Annotated in this window: 13 protein-coding genes and 2 pseudogenes; 9 read left to right on the top strand and 6 right to left on the bottom strand. The window is 63.2% G+C overall.

What is annotated here, in order from left to right:
* Positions 1-207: 207 nt before the first annotated feature.
* From fadB to topA, 4 genes are all read left to right on the top strand, one after another.
* Positions 208-2,355, top strand: coding sequence for a fatty acid oxidation complex subunit alpha FadB (gene fadB / locus E2H86_RS13765; RefSeq protein ID WP_133328638.1), 2,148 nt, complete (start codon positions 208-210; stop codon positions 2,353-2,355).
* 31 nt (positions 2,356-2,386) lie between these two features.
* Positions 2,387-3,562: an acetyl-CoA C-acyltransferase FadA gene (fadA, locus tag E2H86_RS13760; RefSeq protein ID WP_133328636.1), complete on the top strand. Its 1,176-nt coding sequence runs from the start codon at positions 2,387-2,389 to the stop codon at positions 3,560-3,562.
* 80 nt (positions 3,563-3,642) lie between these two features.
* Entirely contained in the window at positions 3,643-3,894 is a 252-nt protein-coding gene (locus tag E2H86_RS13755; RefSeq protein ID WP_133328634.1) for a DUF1653 domain-containing protein, read from the top strand.
* Positions 3,895-3,994: 100 nt separating this feature from the next.
* The gene (gene topA, locus E2H86_RS13750; protein WP_133328632.1) at positions 3,995-6,604 is read left to right on the top strand and encodes a type I DNA topoisomerase; all 2,610 of its coding nucleotides are present in this window, start codon (positions 3,995-3,997) and stop codon (positions 6,602-6,604) included.
* 113 nt (positions 6,605-6,717) lie between these two features.
* On the opposite strand, the pseudogene E2H86_RS26505 reads toward topA, so the two are convergent.
* A pseudogene (locus E2H86_RS26505) lies at positions 6,718-6,807 on the bottom strand (IS200/IS605 family transposase); the annotation flags it as partial.
* Between the two features lie 254 nt (positions 6,808-7,061).
* Between E2H86_RS26505 and E2H86_RS13740 the strand changes: the two are divergent.
* From E2H86_RS13740 to E2H86_RS13730, 3 genes and pseudogenes are all read left to right on the top strand, one after another.
* Positions 7,062-7,415: pseudogene (locus tag E2H86_RS13740) on the top strand (RNA-guided endonuclease InsQ/TnpB family protein); the annotation flags it as partial.
* A gap of 63 nt (positions 7,416-7,478) precedes the next feature.
* Positions 7,479-7,994, top strand: a complete 516-nt coding sequence (locus tag E2H86_RS13735) for a DUF6586 family protein (protein WP_133328630.1) — start codon at positions 7,479-7,481, stop codon at positions 7,992-7,994.
* 50 nt (positions 7,995-8,044) lie between these two features.
* Positions 8,045-8,278, top strand: a complete 234-nt coding sequence (locus tag E2H86_RS13730) for a hypothetical protein (protein WP_133328628.1) — start codon at positions 8,045-8,047, stop codon at positions 8,276-8,278.
* A gap of 50 nt (positions 8,279-8,328) precedes the next feature.
* On the opposite strand, the gene sulA is transcribed toward E2H86_RS13730, so the two are convergent.
* The gene (gene sulA / locus E2H86_RS13725; RefSeq protein WP_133328626.1) at positions 8,329-8,805 is read right to left on the bottom strand and encodes an SOS-induced cell division inhibitor SulA; all 477 of its coding nucleotides are present in this window, start codon (positions 8,803-8,805) and stop codon (positions 8,329-8,331) included.
* Between the two features lie 13 nt (positions 8,806-8,818).
* Positions 8,819-9,427 carry a transcriptional repressor LexA gene (gene lexA, locus E2H86_RS13720; RefSeq protein ID WP_133328624.1) on the bottom strand — a complete coding sequence of 203 codons (609 nt, stop codon included), beginning with the start codon at positions 9,425-9,427 and terminating at the stop codon, positions 8,819-8,821.
* Positions 9,428-9,671: 244 nt separating this feature from the next.
* On the opposite strand from lexA, the gene E2H86_RS13715 reads away from it, so the two are divergent.
* Positions 9,672-10,379: a TetR/AcrR family transcriptional regulator gene (locus tag E2H86_RS13715; protein WP_133328622.1), complete on the top strand. Its 708-nt coding sequence runs from the start codon at positions 9,672-9,674 to the stop codon at positions 10,377-10,379.
* 37 nt (positions 10,380-10,416) lie between these two features.
* On the top strand, positions 10,417-11,415 hold the full coding sequence (gene nagZ, locus E2H86_RS13710; protein WP_196172155.1) for a beta-N-acetylhexosaminidase: 999 nt from the start codon (positions 10,417-10,419) through the stop codon (positions 11,413-11,415).
* A 149-nt stretch (positions 11,416-11,564) separates the two neighbouring features.
* On the opposite strand, the gene E2H86_RS13705 is transcribed toward nagZ, so the two are convergent.
* The 3 genes from E2H86_RS13705 to mfd are packed head-to-tail and all read right to left on the bottom strand — an operon-like array spanning position 11,565 to position 18,930.
* The gene (locus tag E2H86_RS13705) at positions 11,565-14,900 is read right to left on the bottom strand and encodes a DEAD/DEAH box helicase (RefSeq protein WP_133328618.1); all 3,336 of its coding nucleotides are present in this window, start codon (positions 14,898-14,900) and stop codon (positions 11,565-11,567) included.
* A gap of 1 nt (position 14,901) precedes the next feature.
* Positions 14,902-15,471 carry a CsiV family protein gene (locus E2H86_RS13700; RefSeq protein WP_133328616.1) on the bottom strand — a complete coding sequence of 190 codons (570 nt, stop codon included), beginning with the start codon at positions 15,469-15,471 and terminating at the stop codon, positions 14,902-14,904.
* Positions 15,472-15,480: 9 nt separating this feature from the next.
* Entirely contained in the window at positions 15,481-18,930 is a 3,450-nt protein-coding gene (mfd, locus tag E2H86_RS13695) for a transcription-repair coupling factor (RefSeq protein WP_133328614.1), read from the bottom strand.
* Positions 18,931-19,078: the final 148 nt, after the last annotated feature.

Genomic DNA, 19,078 nt, shown 5'->3' with positions numbered 1-19,078 from the left:
GAGCATTTGACAACGCGGATCTTTTCGGAGAATGTGTGCACACCCAAATCAAACGGGCGTATGAATTGAGCGTTTGTATGTCACACCGCTCGTACAGAATCCCGACTATCGCGCCGATGGGTGAGCTTGGGGCAAGGGCCGCAAGGTCGACTTGGCCATCAGCGATCGGCGTGTACAGTTCAGCTTCCATATCGTGGAGATCAGTTGATGATTTACGAAGGTAAAGCCATCACGGTTAAGGCTCTTGAAAGCGGCATCGTCGAACTGAAGTTCGACCTCAAGGGTGAGTCCGTCAACAAGTTCAATCGCCTGACCCTGGACGAACTGCGCCAGGCGGTCGACGCCATCAAGGCCGACGCCTCGATCAAAGGCGTGATCGTCAGCAGCGGCAAGGACGTATTCATCGTCGGCGCCGACATCACCGAGTTCGTCGACAACTTCAAGCTGCCCGAAGCTGAATTGGTTGCCGGCAACCTGGAAGCCAACCGCATCTTCAATGCCTTCGAAGACCTCGAGGTGCCGACCGTTGCCGCCATCAACGGCATCGCCCTGGGCGGTGGCCTGGAGATGTGCCTGGCGGCCGACTACCGGGTGATGTCCAGCAATGCCAAGATCGGCCTGCCGGAAGTCAAGCTGGGTATCTACCCAGGCTTCGGCGGTACCGTTCGCCTGCCGCGCCTGATCGGTTCGGACAACGCCATCGAGTGGATTGCCGCCGGTAAAGAGAACCGCGCCGAAGATGCCTTGAAGGTCGGCGCCGTGGATGCCGTGGTGGCCCCCGAGCTGCTCTCGGCTGCCGCTCTGGACCTGATCAAGCGCGCCATTTCCGGTGAGCTGGACTACAAGGCCAAGCGTCAGCCGAAGCTGGAAAAGCTCAAGCTCAACGCCATCGAGCAGATGATGGCCTTCGAAACCGCCAAAGGTTTCGTTGCCGGTCAGGCGGGGCCGAACTATCCGGCGCCGGTCGAGGCCATCAAGTCGATCCAGAAGGCCGCCAACTTCGGTCGCGACAAGGCGCTGGAAGTCGAAGCAGCCGGTTTTGCCAAGCTGGCCAAGACTTCGGTCGCCGAAAGCCTGGTCGGTCTGTTCCTCAATGACCAGGAGCTCAAGCGCAAAGCCAAGGCGCACGACCAGATCGCCCACGACGTCAAGCAGGCTGCCGTGCTCGGCGCCGGCATCATGGGCGGTGGTATCGCCTACCAGTCGGCGGTCAAAGGCACTCCGATCCTGATGAAGGACATCCGCGAAGAAGCCATCCAGCTGGGTCTGAACGAGGCCTCCAAGCTGCTTGGCAAGCGCGTCGAAAAAGGCCGTCTGACCCCGGTGAAGATGGCCGAGGCGCTCAACGCCATTCGACCGACCCTGTCCTATGGCGACTTCGGCAATGTCGACATCGTGGTCGAGGCCGTGGTCGAGAATCCGAAGGTCAAGCAAGCGGTGCTGGCGGAAGTGGAAGGCCAGGTCAAGGAGGACGCGATCCTCGCCTCCAACACCTCGACCATTTCCATCAGTCTGCTGGCCAAGGCGCTCAAGCGTCCGGAAAACTTCGTCGGCATGCACTTCTTCAACCCGGTGCACATGATGCCGTTGGTGGAAGTCATCCGTGGCGAGAAGTCCAGTGAAGTGGCCGTTGCCACCACCGTGGCCTACGCCAAGAAGATGGGCAAGAACCCGATCGTGGTCAATGACTGCCCGGGCTTCCTGGTCAACCGCGTGCTGTTCCCGTACTTCGGCGGCTTCGCCAAGCTGGTGAGCGCTGGCGTCGACTTCGTGCGTATCGACAAGGTCATGGAGAAGTTCGGCTGGCCCATGGGCCCGGCCTACCTGATGGACGTGGTCGGCATCGACACCGGCCACCATGGCCGCGACGTCATGGCCGAAGGCTTCCCGGACCGCATGAAGGACGAGCAGCGCTCGGCCGTCGATGCCCTGTACGAGGCCAACCGCCTGGGTCAGAAGAACGGCAAGGGCTTCTATGCCTACGAGACCGACAAGCGCGGCAAGCCGAAGAAAGTCTTCGACGCCACCGTGCTCGACGTGCTCAAGCCGATCCTGGGTGAGCAGCGTGAAGTGAGCGACGAAGACATCATCAACTGGATGATGATCCCGCTGTGCCTGGAGACCGTGCGCTGCCTGGAAGACGGCATCGTCGAAACCGCCGCAGAGGCGGACATGGGCCTGGTCTACGGCATTGGTTTCCCTCCGTTCCGCGGTGGCGCGCTGCGCTACATCGATTCGATCGGGGTGGCCGAGTTCGTCGCCCTGGCCGACCAGTACGCCGACCTGGGCCCGCTGTACCACCCGACCGCGAAGCTGCGTGAAATGGCCAAGAACGGCCAGCGCTTCTTCAACTGAGTGGCCAACGAGCTAGAGCGAGATTATTGATATGAGCCTGAATCCAAGAGACGTGGTGATTGTCGACTTCGGTCGCACGCCGATGGGCCGCTCCAAGGGTGGCATGCACCGCAATACCCGCGCTGAAGATATGTCCGCGCATCTGATCACCGAGTTGCTCAAGCGCAATGACAAGGTCGATCCAAAAGAAGTCGAAGACGTGATCTGGGGCTGCGTCAACCAGACCCTGGAGCAGGGCTGGAACATCGCCCGCATGGCTTCGCTGATGACGCCGATTCCGCACACCTCGGCGGCGCAGACCGTCAGCCGCCTGTGCGGCTCGTCGATGAGCGCGCTGCACACCGCTGCCCAGGCGATCATGACCGGCAACGGCGATGTGTTCGTCATCGGCGGCGTCGAGCACATGGGACACGTCAGCATGATGCATGGCGTCGATCCCAACCCGCACCTGTCCTTGCATGCCGCCAAGGCTTCCGGGATGATGGGCCTGACCGCCGAGATGCTCGGCAAGATGCACGGCATCACCCGCGAGCAGCAAGACCTGTTCGGCCTGCGTTCGCACCAGTTGGCGCACAAGGCCACGGTCGAAGGCAAGTTCAAGGATGAAATCATCCCGATGCAGGGCTACGACGAGAACGGCTTCCTGAAGGTCTTCGATTTCGACGAGACCATTCGCCCGGAAACCACCCTCGAGGGACTGGCGTCGCTCAAGCCGGCGTTCAACCCCAAGGGTGGCACCGTCACTGCCGGTACCTCGTCGCAGATCACCGATGGCGCCTCGTGCATGATCGTCATGTCCGGCCAACGTGCCATGGACCTCGGTATCCAGCCGCTGGCGGTCATTCGCGCCATGGCGGTGGCCGGCGTCGACCCGGCGATCATGGGCTATGGCCCGGTGCCGTCGACCCAGAAAGCCCTCAAGCGTGCCGGCCTGACCATGGCCGACATCGACTTCATCGAGCTCAATGAAGCCTTTGCCGCACAGGCCCTGCCAGTGCTCAAGGATCTGAAAGTGCTCGACAAGATGGATGAGAAGGTTAACCTGCACGGCGGCGCCATTGCCTTGGGTCACCCGTTCGGTTGCTCTGGGGCACGGATTTCCGGCACCCTGCTCAACGTCATGAAGCAGAACGGCGGCACCCTGGGTATCGCCACCATGTGCGTGGGCCTGGGCCAAGGCATCACCACTGTCTTCGAACGCGTCTGATCGCGTCGCGGGACAGCGACCGGGGCCTAGTGCCCCGGTTTTTGTTTTTCTACAGGTTTTGTTTCAAGAGGACAGGCGACATGCAGATACAACCAGGCGTATACCGTCACTACAAAGGGCCTGAGTACCGTGTCTTCAGTGTCGCGCGGCATTCCGAAAGCGAAGAGTGGATGGTTTTCTACCAATGCCTGTATGGTGATTACGGGTTCTGGGTTCGGCCTCTCGCGATGTTCCAGGAGTCGGTCGAGGTTGACGGCGAGCAGGTGCCACGCTTTGCTTTGGTCAAGGCCGAAGAGGGGTTGCCGGCACTGTCGGTGAAAGCCGGCGAATAGTCGACCGAACTTGACCTCACAGTTTCACCACTATATATAGCGGTGCCGCGTCCGGCACCTGACGCGTTTTTCATCTTCAGATTCAGGAATACTCCGATCCATGGGCAAATCGCTGGTCATTGTGGAATCCCCGGCCAAGGCCAAGACCATCAACAAGTACCTGGGCAACCAGTACGTGGTGAAGTCGAGTATCGGCCATATCCGAGACCTCCCCACCAGCGGTTCGGCCAGCGCAAGCAAAGAGCCAGCCGCCAAGCGTGGCAAGGCCGCGGGTGAGGCCCCGGCGCTGTCGCCGAAGGAAAAGGCCCGCCGCCAGCTGGTGGCGCGCATGGGCGTCGATCCGGACCATGGCTGGAAGGCCAAGTACGAGATCCTTCCCGGCAAGGAAAAGGTGATCGAAGAATTGCGCCGCCTGGCCAAGGATGCCGACACCATCTATCTCGCAACCGACTTGGACCGCGAAGGGGAGGCCATTGCCTGGCACCTGCGCGAAGCTATCGGCGGCGATGACACCCGCTACAAGCGCGTGGTATTCAACGAGATCACCAAGAAGGCCATCCAGGATGCCTTCTCCCAACCGGGCGAGCTGGACATCGATCGGGTCAACGCCCAGCAGGCGCGCCGTTTCCTCGATCGCGTGGTCGGCTACATGGTTTCGCCGTTGCTGTGGGCCAAGATCGCCCGTGGCCTGTCGGCCGGTCGCGTGCAGTCGGTGGCCGTGAAGCTGGTGGTGGAGCGTGAGCGCGAAATCCGTGCCTTCATTCCCGAAGAATACTGGGAAGTGCATGCCGACCTGGGCACTGCCAAGGACGCCAAGGTGCGTTTCGAGGTGGCCCGGCACAACGGCGAGGCGTTCAAGCCGCTCAACGAAGCCCAGGCCATGGCAGCCCTGGAGCAGTTGAAGGCGTCGAGCTACAGCGTGGTCAAGCGCGAAGACCGCCCGACCAGCAGCAAGCCCTCGGCGCCGTTCATCACGTCCACTCTGCAACAGGCGGCGAGCAACCGGCTGGGCTTCGGCGTGAAGAAGACCATGATGATGGCCCAGCGTCTGTACGAAGCCGGCTACATCACTTACATGCGTACCGACTCCACCAACCTGTCGGTCGATGCCCTGGACATGGCCCGCGGCTATATCGAGCGCGAGTTCGGCAAGCAGTATCTGCCGGACGCACCGGTGGTGTATGGCAGCAAGGAGGGTGCCCAGGAGGCGCACGAGGCGATTCGCCCATCCGACGTCAACACCCACCCGACCAAGCTCAGTGGCATGGAGCGCGACGCCGAGCGCCTGTACGAGCTGATCTGGCGTCAGTTCCTGGCCTGCCAGATGCCGCCCGCGCAATACCTGTCGACCAGTGTCACGGTCGCTGCCGGCAATTTCGAGCTGCGCGCCAAGGGCCGTATCCTCAAGTTCGACGGTTACACCCGTGTGCTGCCCCAGCAGAGCAAGCCGGGTGAAGACGACGTGCTGCCGGAAATGGCCCAGGGTGAGGTGCTCAAGCTGATCCAGCTCGATCCGAGCCAGCATTTCACCAAGCCGCCGGCACGCTTCACCGAGGCGAGCCTGGTCAAGGAAATGGAAAAACGTGGTATCGGTCGTCCATCGACCTACGCCGCGATCATTTCCACTATCCAGGACCGTGGCTACGTGACCCTGCACAACCGCCGCTTCTACTCCGAGAAGATGGGCGATATCGTCACCGAGCGCTTGTCCGAGAGTTTCTCCAACCTGATGGACTACGGCTTCACCGCCGGCATGGAAGAGAACCTCGACGACGTGGCCCAGGGCGAGCGTGACTGGAAGAACGTACTCGACGAGTTCTACGGCGACTTCAGCCAGAAGCTGCAGACTGCCGAGTCGGCGGAGAACGGCATGCGTGCCAACCAGCCGACCATGACCAACATTGCGTGCAAGGAATGCGGTCGTCCGATGATGATCCGCACCGCCTCCACCGGCGTGTTCCTCGGCTGCTCCGGCTATAGCCTGCCGCCGAAGGAACGTTGCAAGGCCACCGTCAACCTGGTGCCAGGCGATGAAATCGCTGCCGACGACGAGGGCGAATCGGAATCGCGCGTACTGCGCGGCAAGCACCGCTGCCCGATCTGCGCCACGGCCATGGACGCCTACCTGCTGGACGAGAAGCACAAGCTGCACATCTGCGGGAATAACCCCGACTGCCCGGGTTACGAGATCGAGGAAGGCAGCTACCGCATCAAAGGCTACGAAGGGCCTAGCCTGGAGTGTGACAAGTGCGGCAGCGAGATGCAGCTGAAGACGGGCCGCTTTGGCAAGTTCTTCGGTTGCACCAATCCGGCGTGCAAGAACACCCGCAAGTTGCTCAAGAGCGGCGAGGCGGCGCCACCGAAGATGGACAAGGTGGACATGCCTGAGCTCAAGTGCGAGAAGGTGGACGACACCTATGTGCTGCGTGACGGCGCATCGGGACTGTTCCTGGCTGCCAGCCAGTTCCCGAAAAACCGCGAGACCCGTGCGCCGTTGGTGCTCGAAATCCTGCCGCACAAGCATGAGATCGATCCAAAGTACCACTTCCTCTGCGATGCGCCGCAGAAAGATCCGGATGGCAGGCCAGCGGTGATTCGCTACAGCCGCAAGACCAAGGAGCAGTACGTGCAGTCCGAGGTCGATGGCAAGCCGACCGGTTGGAAGGCCTTCTACGACGGCAATGCCTGGAAAGTCGAAGACAAACGCTGATCGTTCAGTGTCGTGATTAGGGCCGCTTTGCGGCCCTAATCATCGATTTTCTCCGCGAGATACCCCGTACTTTAGTGCGGGGAGGAATAGCGAGGCGTGCGAACTGCGCGCCCTCACGCCGGCCTGTCTTGCTGCTCGATGTGGCGCCGAACCACGTCCAATGGCGTACCGCCTACGCTGCCGGCGAAATACGACGCCGACCATAACGCATTCCCCTGTCAGGCTGGTTGCATCAATTCCGGGAAATAACACGCAATGAATTCTCCACTAGACCAACCTTGAAAAAGCCAGGGTAAACGCGCTATTTTGCTGAACAATATGGATAAAGGCCAATCCAGAGTGAAAGCCACCAAAACCCTCCAATTGCGCATCAAGGACAGGCATGCGCCCGTTCTGCGCGCGTGGGCGCGGTCGGTTAACACTGCCTGGAATTACCTGAACGAATTTCAGCACCGCGCTTGTGCAGCGGTGCGGGCTGATCGTTGTTGGCAACGTCAAGCCCAAAGCGTTGGCTAAGACCCAAATGGCCAAGTCGGTGCACGACGCCGGTTGGGGCATGTTGAAAACGATGCTGTCTTACAAGTGCGATAGCGCAGGCATCGTTTTTCGTGAAGTCAACGAAGCGTACACCACCCAAGCCTGTTCGCATTGCGGCGCACTCCCGCCCAGTAGTCCGAAAGGTAGGACCGGCCTTGGAATAAGAGAATGGACTTGTGAGTGTGGTGTCACTCACGACCGCGACATTAACGCGGCGAGGAACATTCTCGCGGTCGGGCATGGCCGTCTACCTGTAGGAATTCCCGTCCTTTAGGGCGGGGAGGATGTCAATTATGATGCAGCTATTCGCCTTGCAGCCTCATGGGAGAGCACCGAAATGGCCCAGGAACTCTACACCCGTACCAACCAGAAACTGTTCTTCGCCGGCCTCGCCCTTGAATCCATGGCCAAGGCCGAGCAAAGTCAGGCCATGAATGCCCAAGGCCTGGTCCAAGCTGAGCGGGAATCGTCGCTGTTCCACCTCTACGGCGCCCTGTTGGGGCTGTGCCATGAGATAGGCGGTTTTTACCGCTTGCCGGTTGCCGGCAGTGTTGAGCAGATGTTGGCCGACGACGCCTTGAACGACATCGCCATCCCCGAGGTCGCGGAATTGCTCGAGCTGGCCCGTCAGCGGGAAACCTGGCTGGCGCAAATGCTTGCCGCTTATGCCGATTTGTTCCGACCGCCGGTCGCCAGGAAAACGGCTAAAACCGACGTCACCCAGCCCCTGATCCAGGCCGTCAATCTCGATGCTGTCGAGGCTCCGGCGTTGTCCCGCGAAGAGCTGGAGCGGTGGCGTAGCGACCTCAAGGGCCTGGTGAGACGTTTCCGTGACGCGTTGAGTGAGTGCTGATCCTGGCCGCGGCTGGTACACTAGCGGTCTTTCGTGGAGAACAGCCCTATATGTCAACGTCGTTTCTGGAAATTGTCGAGTTGCCGGATGGCCGAATCGAACTGCGTCGTGCCGAGGACGAAGGCTCGCTGGTAACGTTGGAATTTTCGGAGGACGCCAAGGTGTTCCTGCAGAACCAGCACGTGGAAGTGGCCAAGGCCATGTTGAGCGTGGGTGTGCAGATGGCCGGGCGGCTGATGGAAGGCGAGCTCGAGCGTGACGAAGGGCCACGCGTACTGCACTGAGCATTCAATGCCAGGGTTTCAATCCTGGCGTTACAGACAAAGCCTGAACATCAGCCAAGGCGGATGTTCAGGCTTTGTGCATTTCCGGCAGTGGCGGCAAGGGTAAGTTGCTGGCGGCTGCTAGCGTTGATGTTGCCCAGCCAGGTGACCACGGTGTGGCTGCGGCCCAGGCGCAGGGCTTCACGCGCCAGTTGCAACGCGCTTTGGGTACCACGGGGGTGCAGCAGCAAAATCCGTTCGCGGTTGAGTCCGGCATCGCGCAGCCAGGCCTGGGTCAGGCTGGCTGGTGGTGCGATCAGGGTCAGCCAGCGTGCATCTTCCTCTTCGCTCAGCTCGCGCAGCACGGGGGCCAACAGGCCCTGGCAGTGCTCGGTAGCTCCGCGCAGGGTCAGTTCGCTGAACAGCTCTGGCTCGCTGCTCTTGGGGGCCGGCCTCTGGGTCTTGAGCCCCGGCAGGACAGGTTGTGCCAGGAAGGCTTCGAACAGTGGAAGCTGGACCTGCTGGGGTGCTTGGATGAACTGCTGCATGACGCCTCCTGGTTCAGCGGCGAATGACGCCGACGCTCAAGCCCTCGATCACCAGCTCCTGCTCTTTCAGGTCGACTTCGATGGGGGCGAATTCCGGGTTCTCGGCCAGCAGCCACACCTTGCTGCCCTCGCGCTTGAATCGCTTGACGGTGACTTCATCACCGATGCGGGCGACCACGATCTGGCCGTTGCGGGCCTCGCGACAGGTGTGTACCGCCAGCAGGTCGCCGTCGAGGATGCCGACATCCTTCATGCTCATGCCGTGCACGCGCAGCAAGTAGTCGGCTTGTGGATGGAAAAAGGCCGGATTGATGTTGCAGGATTGCTCGATGTGCTGCTCGGCGAGAATGGGGGCACCCGCGGCGACGCGGCCGATGATCGGCAGACCGGCTTCTTCGGCCTTGGCCTCGAGGCCAGGAATGCGGATGCCGCGTGACGCGCCCGGGGTCATTTCGATGGCCCCCTTGCGAGCCAGGGCCTTGAGGTGCTCTTCTGCGGCGTTAGGCGACTTGAAGCCCAGCTCTTGAGCGATTTCCGCACGGGTGGGCGGGAAGCCGTTATCTTCGAGGCAACGTTTGATGAAGGCCAGGATTTCGGCTTGGCGTGGCGTCAGTTTCAACATGGCGGGTCGCTCTGTCTTTTTATACAGTGACTGGGATTATATACAGTGGGTGGCGCACTGCAAGCGTCACGCCGCGACAAAGCCGCTGCGGCCCCACTGAAGCAAGCCTCGACGCGGCGTCAGCCGTGGGTTGCGGCGATAATCCCCAGGCTGTGTTTTAATGACGACCCTGCGGTCACCGAGCCTTGACAGGACCCAGGCTGAAACGTATGTTTCAAACACCTGTTTGTCTGGCGGAGTAGTCATGGCCCAATCCGAAACCGTTGAACGCATTCTCGATGCTGCCGAGCAGCTGTTCGCGGAAAGGGGGTTCGCGGAAACCTCGTTGCGCCTGATCACCAGCAAGGCCGGAGTAAACCTGGCGGCGGTGAACTACCACTTCGGCTCCAAGAAGGCGCTCATCCAAGCCGTGTTCTCGCGCTTCCTCGGGCCGTTCTGCGCCAGCCTGGAGCGTGAACTGGAGCGGCGTCAGGCCAAGCCTGAGCAGAAGCCAAGCCTTGAGGAGCTGCTCGAGATGCTGGTCGAGCAGGCGCTGATCGTGCAGCCGCGCAGCAATAACGACCTGTCCATCTTCATGCGCTTGCTGGGCCTGGCCTTCAGCCAGAGCCAGGGCCACCTGCGGCGCTACCTGGAAGACATGTACGGCAAGGTGTTCCGCCGCTATATGCTGTTGGTCAACGAGGCCGCGCCGCGCATTCCACCGCTCGAGTTGTTCTGGCGCGTGCACTTCATGTTGGGTGCCGCAGCGTTCAGCATGTCGGGTATAAAGGCACTGCGGGCCATCGCCGAGACCGATTTCGGTATCAATACCTCCATCGAGCAGGTGATGCGCCTGATGGTGCCGTTCCTGGCCGCCGGCATGCGCGCCGAGACCGGTGTGACCGACCAGGCCATGGCTGCCGCCCAGCTGCGTCCGCGTAGCAAGGCCCCGGCGAGCACCGCCAAGGCCTAACAGTGAGTTCAATTAAGGATTGCCTATGACCGTCAGCCTGCAAGGCTCTCTGATGGTGGATATCGCCGGCCACTGGTTGACCGCCGAAGACCGCCACCTGCTGCGCCAACCCGAAGTCGCCGGCCTGATCATTTTCGCCCGTAACATCGACAGCCCGCGCCAGGTGCGCGAGCTGTGCGCCTCCATTCGCGCCATTCGCCCCGACCTGATCCTGGCCGTGGACCAAGAGGGTGGACGGGTCCAGCGCCTGCGCCAGGGCTTCGTTCGGCTGCCGGCCATGCGCGCCATCGCCGACAACGCCAATGCCGAGTACCTGGCCGAGCAGTGCGGCTGGTTGATGGCTACCGAGGTGCTGGCGGTTGGCCTGGACCTGAGTTTTGCTCCGGTACTCGATCTCGACCACCAGCGCAGCGCCGTGGTGGGAACCCGAGCCTTCGAAGGTGACCCCGAACGTGCCACGCAACTGGCCGGTGCGTTCATCCGTGGCATGAATGCGGCGGGCATGGCCGCCTGTGGCAAGCATTTCCCCGGTCATGGCTGGGCGGAGGCGGATTCCCATGTGGCCATCCCGACCGATGAGCGCAGCCTGGAGCAGCTGCGCCAGGCCGACCTGGTGCCGTTCACTCGGCTCAGGGGGCAGTTGGCCGCGGTCATGCCGGCACATGTCATCTATCCGCAAGTGGATAACCAGCCGGCCGGCTTCTCCCGGCGCTGGCTGCAGGACATCCTGCGCGGCGAGCTGGGCTTTGACGGGGTGATCTTCAGTGATGACCTGTCCATGGCAGGTGCGCATGTGGTCGGAGACGCGGCCAGCCGTATCGAGGCGGCGCTGAGTGCGGGCTGTGACATGGGGCTGGTGTGCAATGACCGCGCTGCCGCGGAGCTGGCACTGAGCGCGGCGCAGCGATTGAAGGTCAAGCCGTCGCCTCGGATTGCGCGGATGCGCGGGCAAGGGTTTGCGCGGACCGATTACCGACAGCAGCCGCGCTGGCTGGAGGCGTTGGGGGCGTTGAAGGAAGCTCAGTTGGTTGATTGACCTTGATGCGCAGGCCGTTCGAGTGGTATCGCCGATGAGATCGAGCGCAGCTCGTGCGTGCCCGGCTCGACATTTTTGTTGGTCATGAGATCGAGCGCCGCCCGCGCGGCGCTCGATCTCACCGGCAACGCCTACCTCAGGCCAATCTCTCAGGCTTGAGCGCGCCCCCGCTTCCCAGGCAAGGGCGCAAACAGTGCCTCGATTTCTTCATCGCCCATGCGCCATTGCCCAGCCTGCCCGCCATCCAGCAAGCTTGCCGCCAGTGCGGCCTTTTCCTGCTGCAATTGTTGGATCTTCTCTTCCACCGTGCCCCGCGTGATCAGCTTGAAGACGAACACCGGCTTGTCCTGGCCGATGCGGTAGGCGCGGTCGGTGGCCTGGTTCTCGCTGGCCGGGTTCCACCAGGGGTCGAAGTGGATGACCGTGTCCGCCGCGGTCAGGTTGAGGCCGGTGCCGCCTGCCTTCAGGCTGATCAGGAAGACTTCGCTATTGCCCTCCTGGAAGTGCTTGACCGGCGCACGCCGGTCGCGGGTGTCACCGGTGAGCAGGCTGTAGCGGATTCCGCGCTTGTCCAGTTCCTGCTCGATCAGTGCCAGCATCGAGGTGAACTGCGAAAACAACAGCACCCGACGGCCTTCGCTGAGCAACTCATCGAGCATGTCCAGCAGGGCGCCCAGCTTGCCCTTGTCGGCCTGGCTGCCCTTGGGTTCGATGCCTTTGACCAGGCGCAGGTCGCAACAGACCTGGCGCAGCTTGAGCAGGGCATCGAGGATCACGATCTGGCTGCGCGCCGCGCCGTTGCGGGCGATCTCGTCACGCACTTTCTTGTCCATCGCCACCCGTACCGTTTCGTAGGTGTCGCGCTGGGCGTCGCTGAGCTCGACCCAATGCACCATTTCGGTCTTGGCGGGTAGTTCGGTGGCGACCTGTTCCTTGGTGCGACGCAACAGGAACGGACGGATCCGAGCCGCCAGATGGGCCATCCGCTCGGCGTCGCCATGCCGTTCGATAGGGGTCCGATAATCCTGGTTGAAGCGCTTGATATCGCCCAGCCAACCCGGCATCAGGAAGTGGAAGAGCGACCATAGCTCGGCCAGGTTGTTCTCCATGGGCGTGCCGGTCAGGCACAGGCGCTGGTTGGCCTGCAGCTCGCACACCGCCTGGGCGGCCTTGCTGGTGCTGGTCTTGATGTTCTGCGCTTCGTCGAGCACCAGCAGGTGCCACCGCTGGGCGCGCAGGTGCTCGAGATCGCGGGGGACCAGGGCGTAGGTGGTGAGCACCAGATCGTATTCGTGCAGCTTGGCAAAATGTCTGTTGCGCCCCGCGCCCTGCAATGCCAGCACGCGCAGCCCAGGTGCAAAGCGCTGGGCTTCGTCGAGCCAGTTGGGTACCAGACTGGTCGGCATCACTGCCAGCGCCGGTAGGGTCAGGCGCCCGGCTTGTTTCTCCAGGAGCAGGTGAGCCAGGGCCTGCAGGGTCTTGCCCAGGCCCATGTCGTCGCCAAGGATGCCGCCGGTACCCATCTCGCGCAGGGCCTGCATCCAGTTCAGGCCTTGCTGCTGATAGGGGCGCAGCGTGGCGTTGAGGCCGGCCGGGGGCTCGACCTCGAGCGCCCGGGCATCGCGCAGGCGCCGGCCAAGGTCGCGTACCTGCGCGCCGCCTTGCCACTGCAGCGGCAGCGCTTCGATGTCGTTCAGGCGCGGCGCGTCGGCACGGTCCATGCGCAGGCTGGGGCCGACAGCGTCTTCCTGCAGATACAGCTCGCCAAGCGTGCTCATCACCGCCTTGACCCGCCCATAGGGTAGGGCGACGCGCAGCGCGGGGCTGTCCAGGCGGCCCCGGTTGAGGTCGATCAGCAGGTGTTCGTCGTCACTGCGTCGCGCCAGTTCGCTGGGACGCAATAGCTCGGGATTGCTGCGCAGCAGCTGCAGCACGATCGGCAACAGACTGTGGCGCTGGCCTTCGACGACGATACCGAGCTCCAGGTCGAACCATTCGTGGCCCGGCGCTTCATCGACCTGCGCGTACCAATCGTCGACTTCGTGCAGGTTGAAGGCGAAGTCGCGGTGCATCTCGATGTCCCAACCGGCCTCGCGTAGGTGGGTCAGGCCTTGACGGGCAAACTGCAGCCAGGCGTCGTCGTCCGGCAGTTGCAGCATTTCTCCTGCGCTGTCGGGCAGGGCCTTGCTCTGGCGAGTGGCAGGTTTGAAGCCGAGGTCGCGCAGCACCTTGCGCAGTGCCTGCTCAGCCTCCGGTTGCCGGCGGATGCGCTGGCTGGTGGCGCCCACCAGGCGGGTCAGGGGCTTGTCGTCATTGCCGCTGGTGCGCAGGCCGTCATAGTCGAACGACAGCGCGGCACGGTGCTGCATCTGCCGTTGCATGCGGCCGGTCTTGGGCATGTAGGCGCTGAATTCCAGGCTGCCGAGGGTCAGGCGCCCGCGGGGGCTTACGTCATCCACCTGTTCGCTGCGCACAGCCGTGGGTGTGGGTACTTGGCGGTTCAAGGCGTTCAGTCGATGGCTCAGGGGCACCACCAGGTGTTCGGGGACAACAGGGGCGCGGGCAAGCTGGCTGGCGATGAATGGGTCCAGGCCATGGAGCAATGTGCCGACCTGGCGCGTTTGCGTATCGATGTAGTGCATCGGTTCGGTGGGCAGTGCCTGCAGTGCGCGCTGGTCGTCGAGGTGCCAGGCTCCCCGATAGCTGCCGTTGTCCAGCCTGACCCAACGAAACTCGGCGTGAAGCTCGGGTCCGGCGAGCAGGGGCTGTGGATCGTCTTCGTACAGCAGGTGCCCGCTGGCCAGGGCGTAACCGAGCAGTTCCGCGCCTTGCTTGCCCTGCAGTTCAACCAGAGGTAACGACGTTTCGCTGCGTGCGTCGATCAGGCGCAGCAGGCGGGCATCGTCTTCGGTGACATAGCGCGGGGTGTAGTAGATCAGTTCGGACATCGAGCTGATGCGGCCGAACTTCAGACTGCCATCGGCCTGCCGGGTGCCCTTGATGGCTTCCAGCTGGCAACGTTCATGGTCGATATGGATGCGGTAGTAGATCGCCGGGCCCTTGCGCATGGGCTCGCGGGGCGCTGTAGGCCTGGCAGGCGACTCCAGGCCCTCGACCCAGAGGTCGAGATCCGGTGGCAGCGACAGTGCAGCCTGTTCCTGTGGCATCTGCGGGTCGAGGTGGCCGACCCCGGCTTGCAGTTGTATGAGCGCAGCGACGCAATGCTTGCAGTTGATGCCGACCGGGCAGCTGCAGCGCCCGAAGATTCGCAGATCGTTGCCATCGATCACCAGCTTGATGTTCTGCTGGTAATGCTGGCCAGCCGAGCCGCGGCAGGTCGCTTTGACCGCAGCGTCCTGCTGCGACAGGATCCGGGTCCGTGCTTGCGCGGCGTAGTCCCGGCCTCGGATCAAGGTCTTGCTGTCGATGAAGTCGACCCAGTTGGGGTGCGTCCTCAAGAGCTGTTGCGGCTCGCGCCCACTCACATCACTGCTCCATCATCTCCGGGGGCGTCGGCATCTTCGGCGCATTGGGCGGTGTCACCTTGAGCAGCAGCGCCAGGTGGCCGCCGTCGATGAACGTCAGCTGGCCGCCCTTCATGTTGCTGTTGGCCTGCTTGAACTGCTCGCTGCGCAGCACGTTGCCGTTGTTGTCGAGATCGTTGACCCAAAAGTTGGCCTGGACGCTGATGAAACGGCCTTCGGTGATGCTCAGGTTGCCCTCGATCGGGAAGTGGCCGAAGCGCTCTTTACCGACGCCCAGGGCGATGGTGCTGGGCGCGCTGCCCACCTCTTGCTGCCAGGCCTTGTGCAGCAGCACGGTGTAGTCGGCAGTGGCTTCCAGGCGGGTGGCCTCGTCTTCCAGGGCCAGGCGCCGTTCGGCGCCGCTGTCCAGGCGTGGTGCGCCGGCGCTCCAGTCTTCGGGGGCGAACGGGCTGGTCACCGCAGGCACGGCGTTCTGCCGCACCAGGATCATTTCTACCTGATACAGGCCTTCGGCGAAGGCGGCTGGCGCGAACAGCGCCAGCAGCAGGGTCAGGCAACGGATGGCACGCATGGATCTTCCTTAGGCAGGCTGTGGGGTCAGGCGCTCGAACAGCGCCTCCAGGGTATTGAAGCGTTCGTCGGGGCGTTCCATCGGCACCAGGAAGCGGAACTGAGTGGCACCCTCGAACTTGTAGCGCTTGGGCTGGCCCTGAATCAGCTTGATCAGGGTCAACGGGTCTACCGGGGTTTCGGCCTCGAACTCGAGCTTGCCGCCGTTCGGGCCGGCGTCGACTTTCTTGATGCCGAGCTTTTCCGCCTGCAGCTTGAGCGAGGTCAGGCGCATCAGGTTCTTGGTCGGCTCCGGCAGCAGGCCGAAGCGGTCGATCATCTCCACCTGCAGGTCCTTGAGGCCTTCTTCGTCGGCCGCCGAGGCGATGCGTTTGTAGAGAATCAGGCGGGCATGGACGTCGGGCAGGTAGTCCTCGGGGATCAGCGCCGGCAGGCGCAGGTTGATTTCCGGGCCGCCGCCCAGTGGTTGTTCAAGGTTCGGCTGGGTGCCCTTGCGAATGGCCTTGACCGCCCGTTCGAGCATTTCCATGTACAGGGTGAAGCCCACGGCCTGGATCTGTCCGCTCTGGCCTTCGCCAAGCAGTTCGCCGGCGCCACGGATTTCCAGATCGTTGGTGGCGAGTACGAAACCTGCGCCCAGGTCCTGGGTATTGGCGATGGCCTCCAGACGCTTCTCGGCATCGCTGCTGACCTTCTGCCGGGTCGGTGTCAGCAGGTAGGCGTAGGCCTGGTGGTGGCTGCGTCCGACCCGACCGCGCAGCTGGTGCAGTTGCGCCAGGCCGAACTTGTCGGCGCGCTCGATGACGATGGTGTTGGCACTGGGCACGTCGATGCCGGTTTCGATGATGGTCGAGGCCACCAGCACATTGAAGCGCTTGTGGTAGAAGTCGCTCATCACCTGTTCCAGCTCGCGTTCGCGCATCTGCCCGTGGCCGATACCGATCCGCGCTTCCGGCACCAGCTCGGCCAGCTCGGCGGCGCATTTTTCGATGGTTTTCACATCGTTGTGCAGGTAGTACACCTGGCCGCCGCGCAGCAGTTCACGCAGCAGCGCTTCCTTGACCGTGCTCTTGTTCTGCTCCATGACGAAGGTGCGCACAGACAGCCGGCGAGCCGGCGGCGTGGCGATGATCGACAGGTCGCGCATGCCTGCCACGGCCATGTTCAGCGTACGCGGAATCGGCGTTGCGGTCAGGGTGAGAATGTCCACTTCGCTGCGCAGCGCCTTGAGCTGCTCTTTCTGGCGCACGCCGAAGCGGTGTTCCTCGTCGATGATGGCCAGGCCCAGGTCCTTGAAACGCACGTCGTCCTGCAGCAGCTTGTGGGTGCCGATGAGGATGTCGATCTTGCCTTCGGCCAGGTCGGCGGCGGCAGCGGCGACTTCCTTGGCCGACTTGAAGCGGCTCATCACCTCGACTTTCACCGGCCATTCGGCGAAGCGATCGCGGAAGCTGTTGTAATGCTGCTGGGCGAGCAGGGTGGTGGGCACCAGTACCGCCACCTGGCGGCCGCTGTGCACGGCGATGAAGGCCGCGCGCATGGCGACTTCGGTTTTGCCGAAGCCAACGTCGCCGCACACTAGACGATCCATGGGCTTGGGCGCGAGCATGTCGAGTCGCACGGCTTCGATGGCGGCCTGCTGGTCGGGCGTTTCCTCGAACGGGAAGCCGGCGCTGAAGGTCGCGTAGTCGGCGGCCGGGTCGGCGAAGGCATAGCCCTTGCGCGCGGCGCGGCGGGCATAGATGTCGAGCAATTCGGCGGCGACGTCGCGCACCTGTTCGGCAGCCTTGCGCTTGGCCTTCTGCCAGGCCTCGGAGCCCAGGCGGTGCAGCGGAGCCAGGGCATCGTCGCTGCCGGTGTAGCGGGCGATCAGGTGCAGGTTGGCCACCGGCACGTAAAGCTTGGCGCCTTCGGCGTACTCCAGGGTCAGGAACTCGGCGGCCTGGCCCTCGATTTCCAGGGTCGCCAGGCCCAGGTAGCGGCCTACCCCGTGGTCGATGTGCACCACCGGCGCGCCTTCGCGCAGTTCGGTGAGGTTCTTGATGACGGCATCGTTAGCCGCCTCGCCACGTTTTTCGCGGCGCCGGCGCTGCATCACGCGTTGGCCGAACAGCGGGCTCTCGGCCACCAGAGCGATGGCCGGGTCGTCCAGCAGCAGGCCGTCGTCGAGCGGTGCGATGGTGATCGCCAGGCGCTCGCTGCCGGTGATGAAGTCGGCCCAACCATCCACCGTCTGCGGGCGCAGCTTGAGGCGTTCGAGCAGTTCCAGCAGCACTTCGCGGCGCCCGGCCGATTCGGCGGTGAACAGTACCCGCCCGCTGAACTGGTCGAGGAAGCTGGCCAGCTCGGCCAGCGGCTGATTGGCCTTGGCCTCGATCGCCAGGTTGGGCAGGGCGCGCGCCGGGAAGCTTTCGCGACCCACGCCAGCGTCGATCGGCTCGGCGCTGACCACTACGCGGGGCCATTGCTTGAGCTGGGCGAAGCAGTCCTCCACCGGCAGGAACAGCTCGGCCGGCGGCAACAGGGGCCGGGTCAGGTCGCCGCGGCGTTCTTCATAGCGCCCGCGCACGTCGTTCCAGAAATGCTCGGCGGCCTGTTCGACGCCAGGCAGCGAGAACACCTGGGTGTCGCTCGGCAGGTAGTCGAACAGGGTCGAAGTGTCTTCGAAGAACAGCGGCAGGTAATACTCGATGCCCGCGGGGATGATGCCGCTGGCCAGGTCCTGGAAGATCGCGCTGCGGCGGAAATCGACGTCGAAGCGCTCGCGGAAACGTGCCTTGAAGCGAGTGACTTCTTCCTTCTGCATCGGAAATTCACGCGCTGGCAGCAGACGGACCGAGTCGACCTTGTCGATCGAGCGCTGGGTCTCCGGGTCGAAGGTGCGCAGGGTCTCGATCTCGTCATCGAACAGGTCGATGCGGTAAGGCAGCTTGCTGCCCATCGGGAACAGGTCGATCAGCGCGCCGCGCACGGCGAATTCGCCGTGTTCGTAGACCGTATCGACGCAGCGGTAGCCGCTGGCTTCCAGGCGTGTGCGCATCAGTTCGACGTCGATGCGCTGGCCAATGTCCAGGACCAGGCTGCTGCCCAGCAGGAAGCGCGTCGGCGCCAGGCGGTGCAGGGCGGTGGTGATCGGCACGACGAGAATGCCGTGGCTGAGCTCCGGCAGCTGATAGAGGCTGGCGATGCGTTGCGAGATGATGTCCTGATGCGGCGAGAACAGGTCGTAGGGCAGGGTTTCCCAATCGGGGAACGGCAGCACCGGCAGCTGCGGGGCGAAGAAACGCAGCTCCTGTTCCAGGCGGTCGGCGGCCTGGCTGTCGGCGGTCAGCAACAGGGTGAAGCGGCCGGCGTTGCTGGCGGCTTCGGCGATGGCGAGACTGAGGGCGGCACCAGGCAGGTTGCCCCAGGTCTGTTTGCCGGCCGTGGCCGACATTTTCGGTAGGCGCAGAACTGACACGGGAGATTGGACTCCAAGCGTTGCGGCAAAGAGACCGATTGTACCGGTGCCGGGGTCCGCTGTCAGGTTGCAAAGGCCACGGCAGTAGGGCGCGGTGCTGGCGACAGGCGCTCATTGCCGGTTACGCGTCGGGGCGTCATAATGTAGC

It is taken from the genome of Pseudomonas putida (assembly GCF_004357765.1).
GTDB classification, from domain to species: domain Bacteria; phylum Pseudomonadota; class Gammaproteobacteria; order Pseudomonadales; family Pseudomonadaceae; genus Aquipseudomonas; species Aquipseudomonas putida_U.
This window is presented reverse-complemented; position numbering and strand designations above follow the sequence as displayed.

What these genes read in the sequence shown, in the direction of transcription:
- E2H86_RS13735 (WP_133328630.1), top strand. Translation starts at nt 7,479, where the DNA reads ATGGCCCAGGAACTCTACACCCGTACCAACCAGAAACTGTTCTTCGCC.
- topA (WP_133328632.1), top strand. Translation starts at nt 3,995, where the DNA reads ATGGGCAAATCGCTGGTCATTGTGGAATCCCCGGCCAAGGCCAAGACC.
- E2H86_RS13700 (WP_133328616.1), bottom strand. Translation starts at nt 15,471, where the DNA reads ATGCGTGCCATCCGTTGCCTGACCCTGCTGCTGGCGCTGTTCGCGCCA.
- fadA (WP_133328636.1), top strand. Translation starts at nt 2,387, where the DNA reads ATGAGCCTGAATCCAAGAGACGTGGTGATTGTCGACTTCGGTCGCACG.
- sulA (WP_133328626.1), bottom strand. Translation starts at nt 8,805, where the DNA reads ATGCAGCAGTTCATCCAAGCACCCCAGCAGGTCCAGCTTCCACTGTTC.
- E2H86_RS13715 (WP_133328622.1), top strand. Translation starts at nt 9,672, where the DNA reads ATGGCCCAATCCGAAACCGTTGAACGCATTCTCGATGCTGCCGAGCAG.
- fadB (WP_133328638.1), top strand. Translation starts at nt 208, where the DNA reads ATGATTTACGAAGGTAAAGCCATCACGGTTAAGGCTCTTGAAAGCGGC.
- E2H86_RS13755 (WP_133328634.1), top strand. Translation starts at nt 3,643, where the DNA reads ATGCAGATACAACCAGGCGTATACCGTCACTACAAAGGGCCTGAGTAC.
- E2H86_RS13730 (WP_133328628.1), top strand. Translation starts at nt 8,045, where the DNA reads ATGTCAACGTCGTTTCTGGAAATTGTCGAGTTGCCGGATGGCCGAATC.
- lexA (WP_133328624.1), bottom strand. Translation starts at nt 9,427, where the DNA reads ATGTTGAAACTGACGCCACGCCAAGCCGAAATCCTGGCCTTCATCAAA.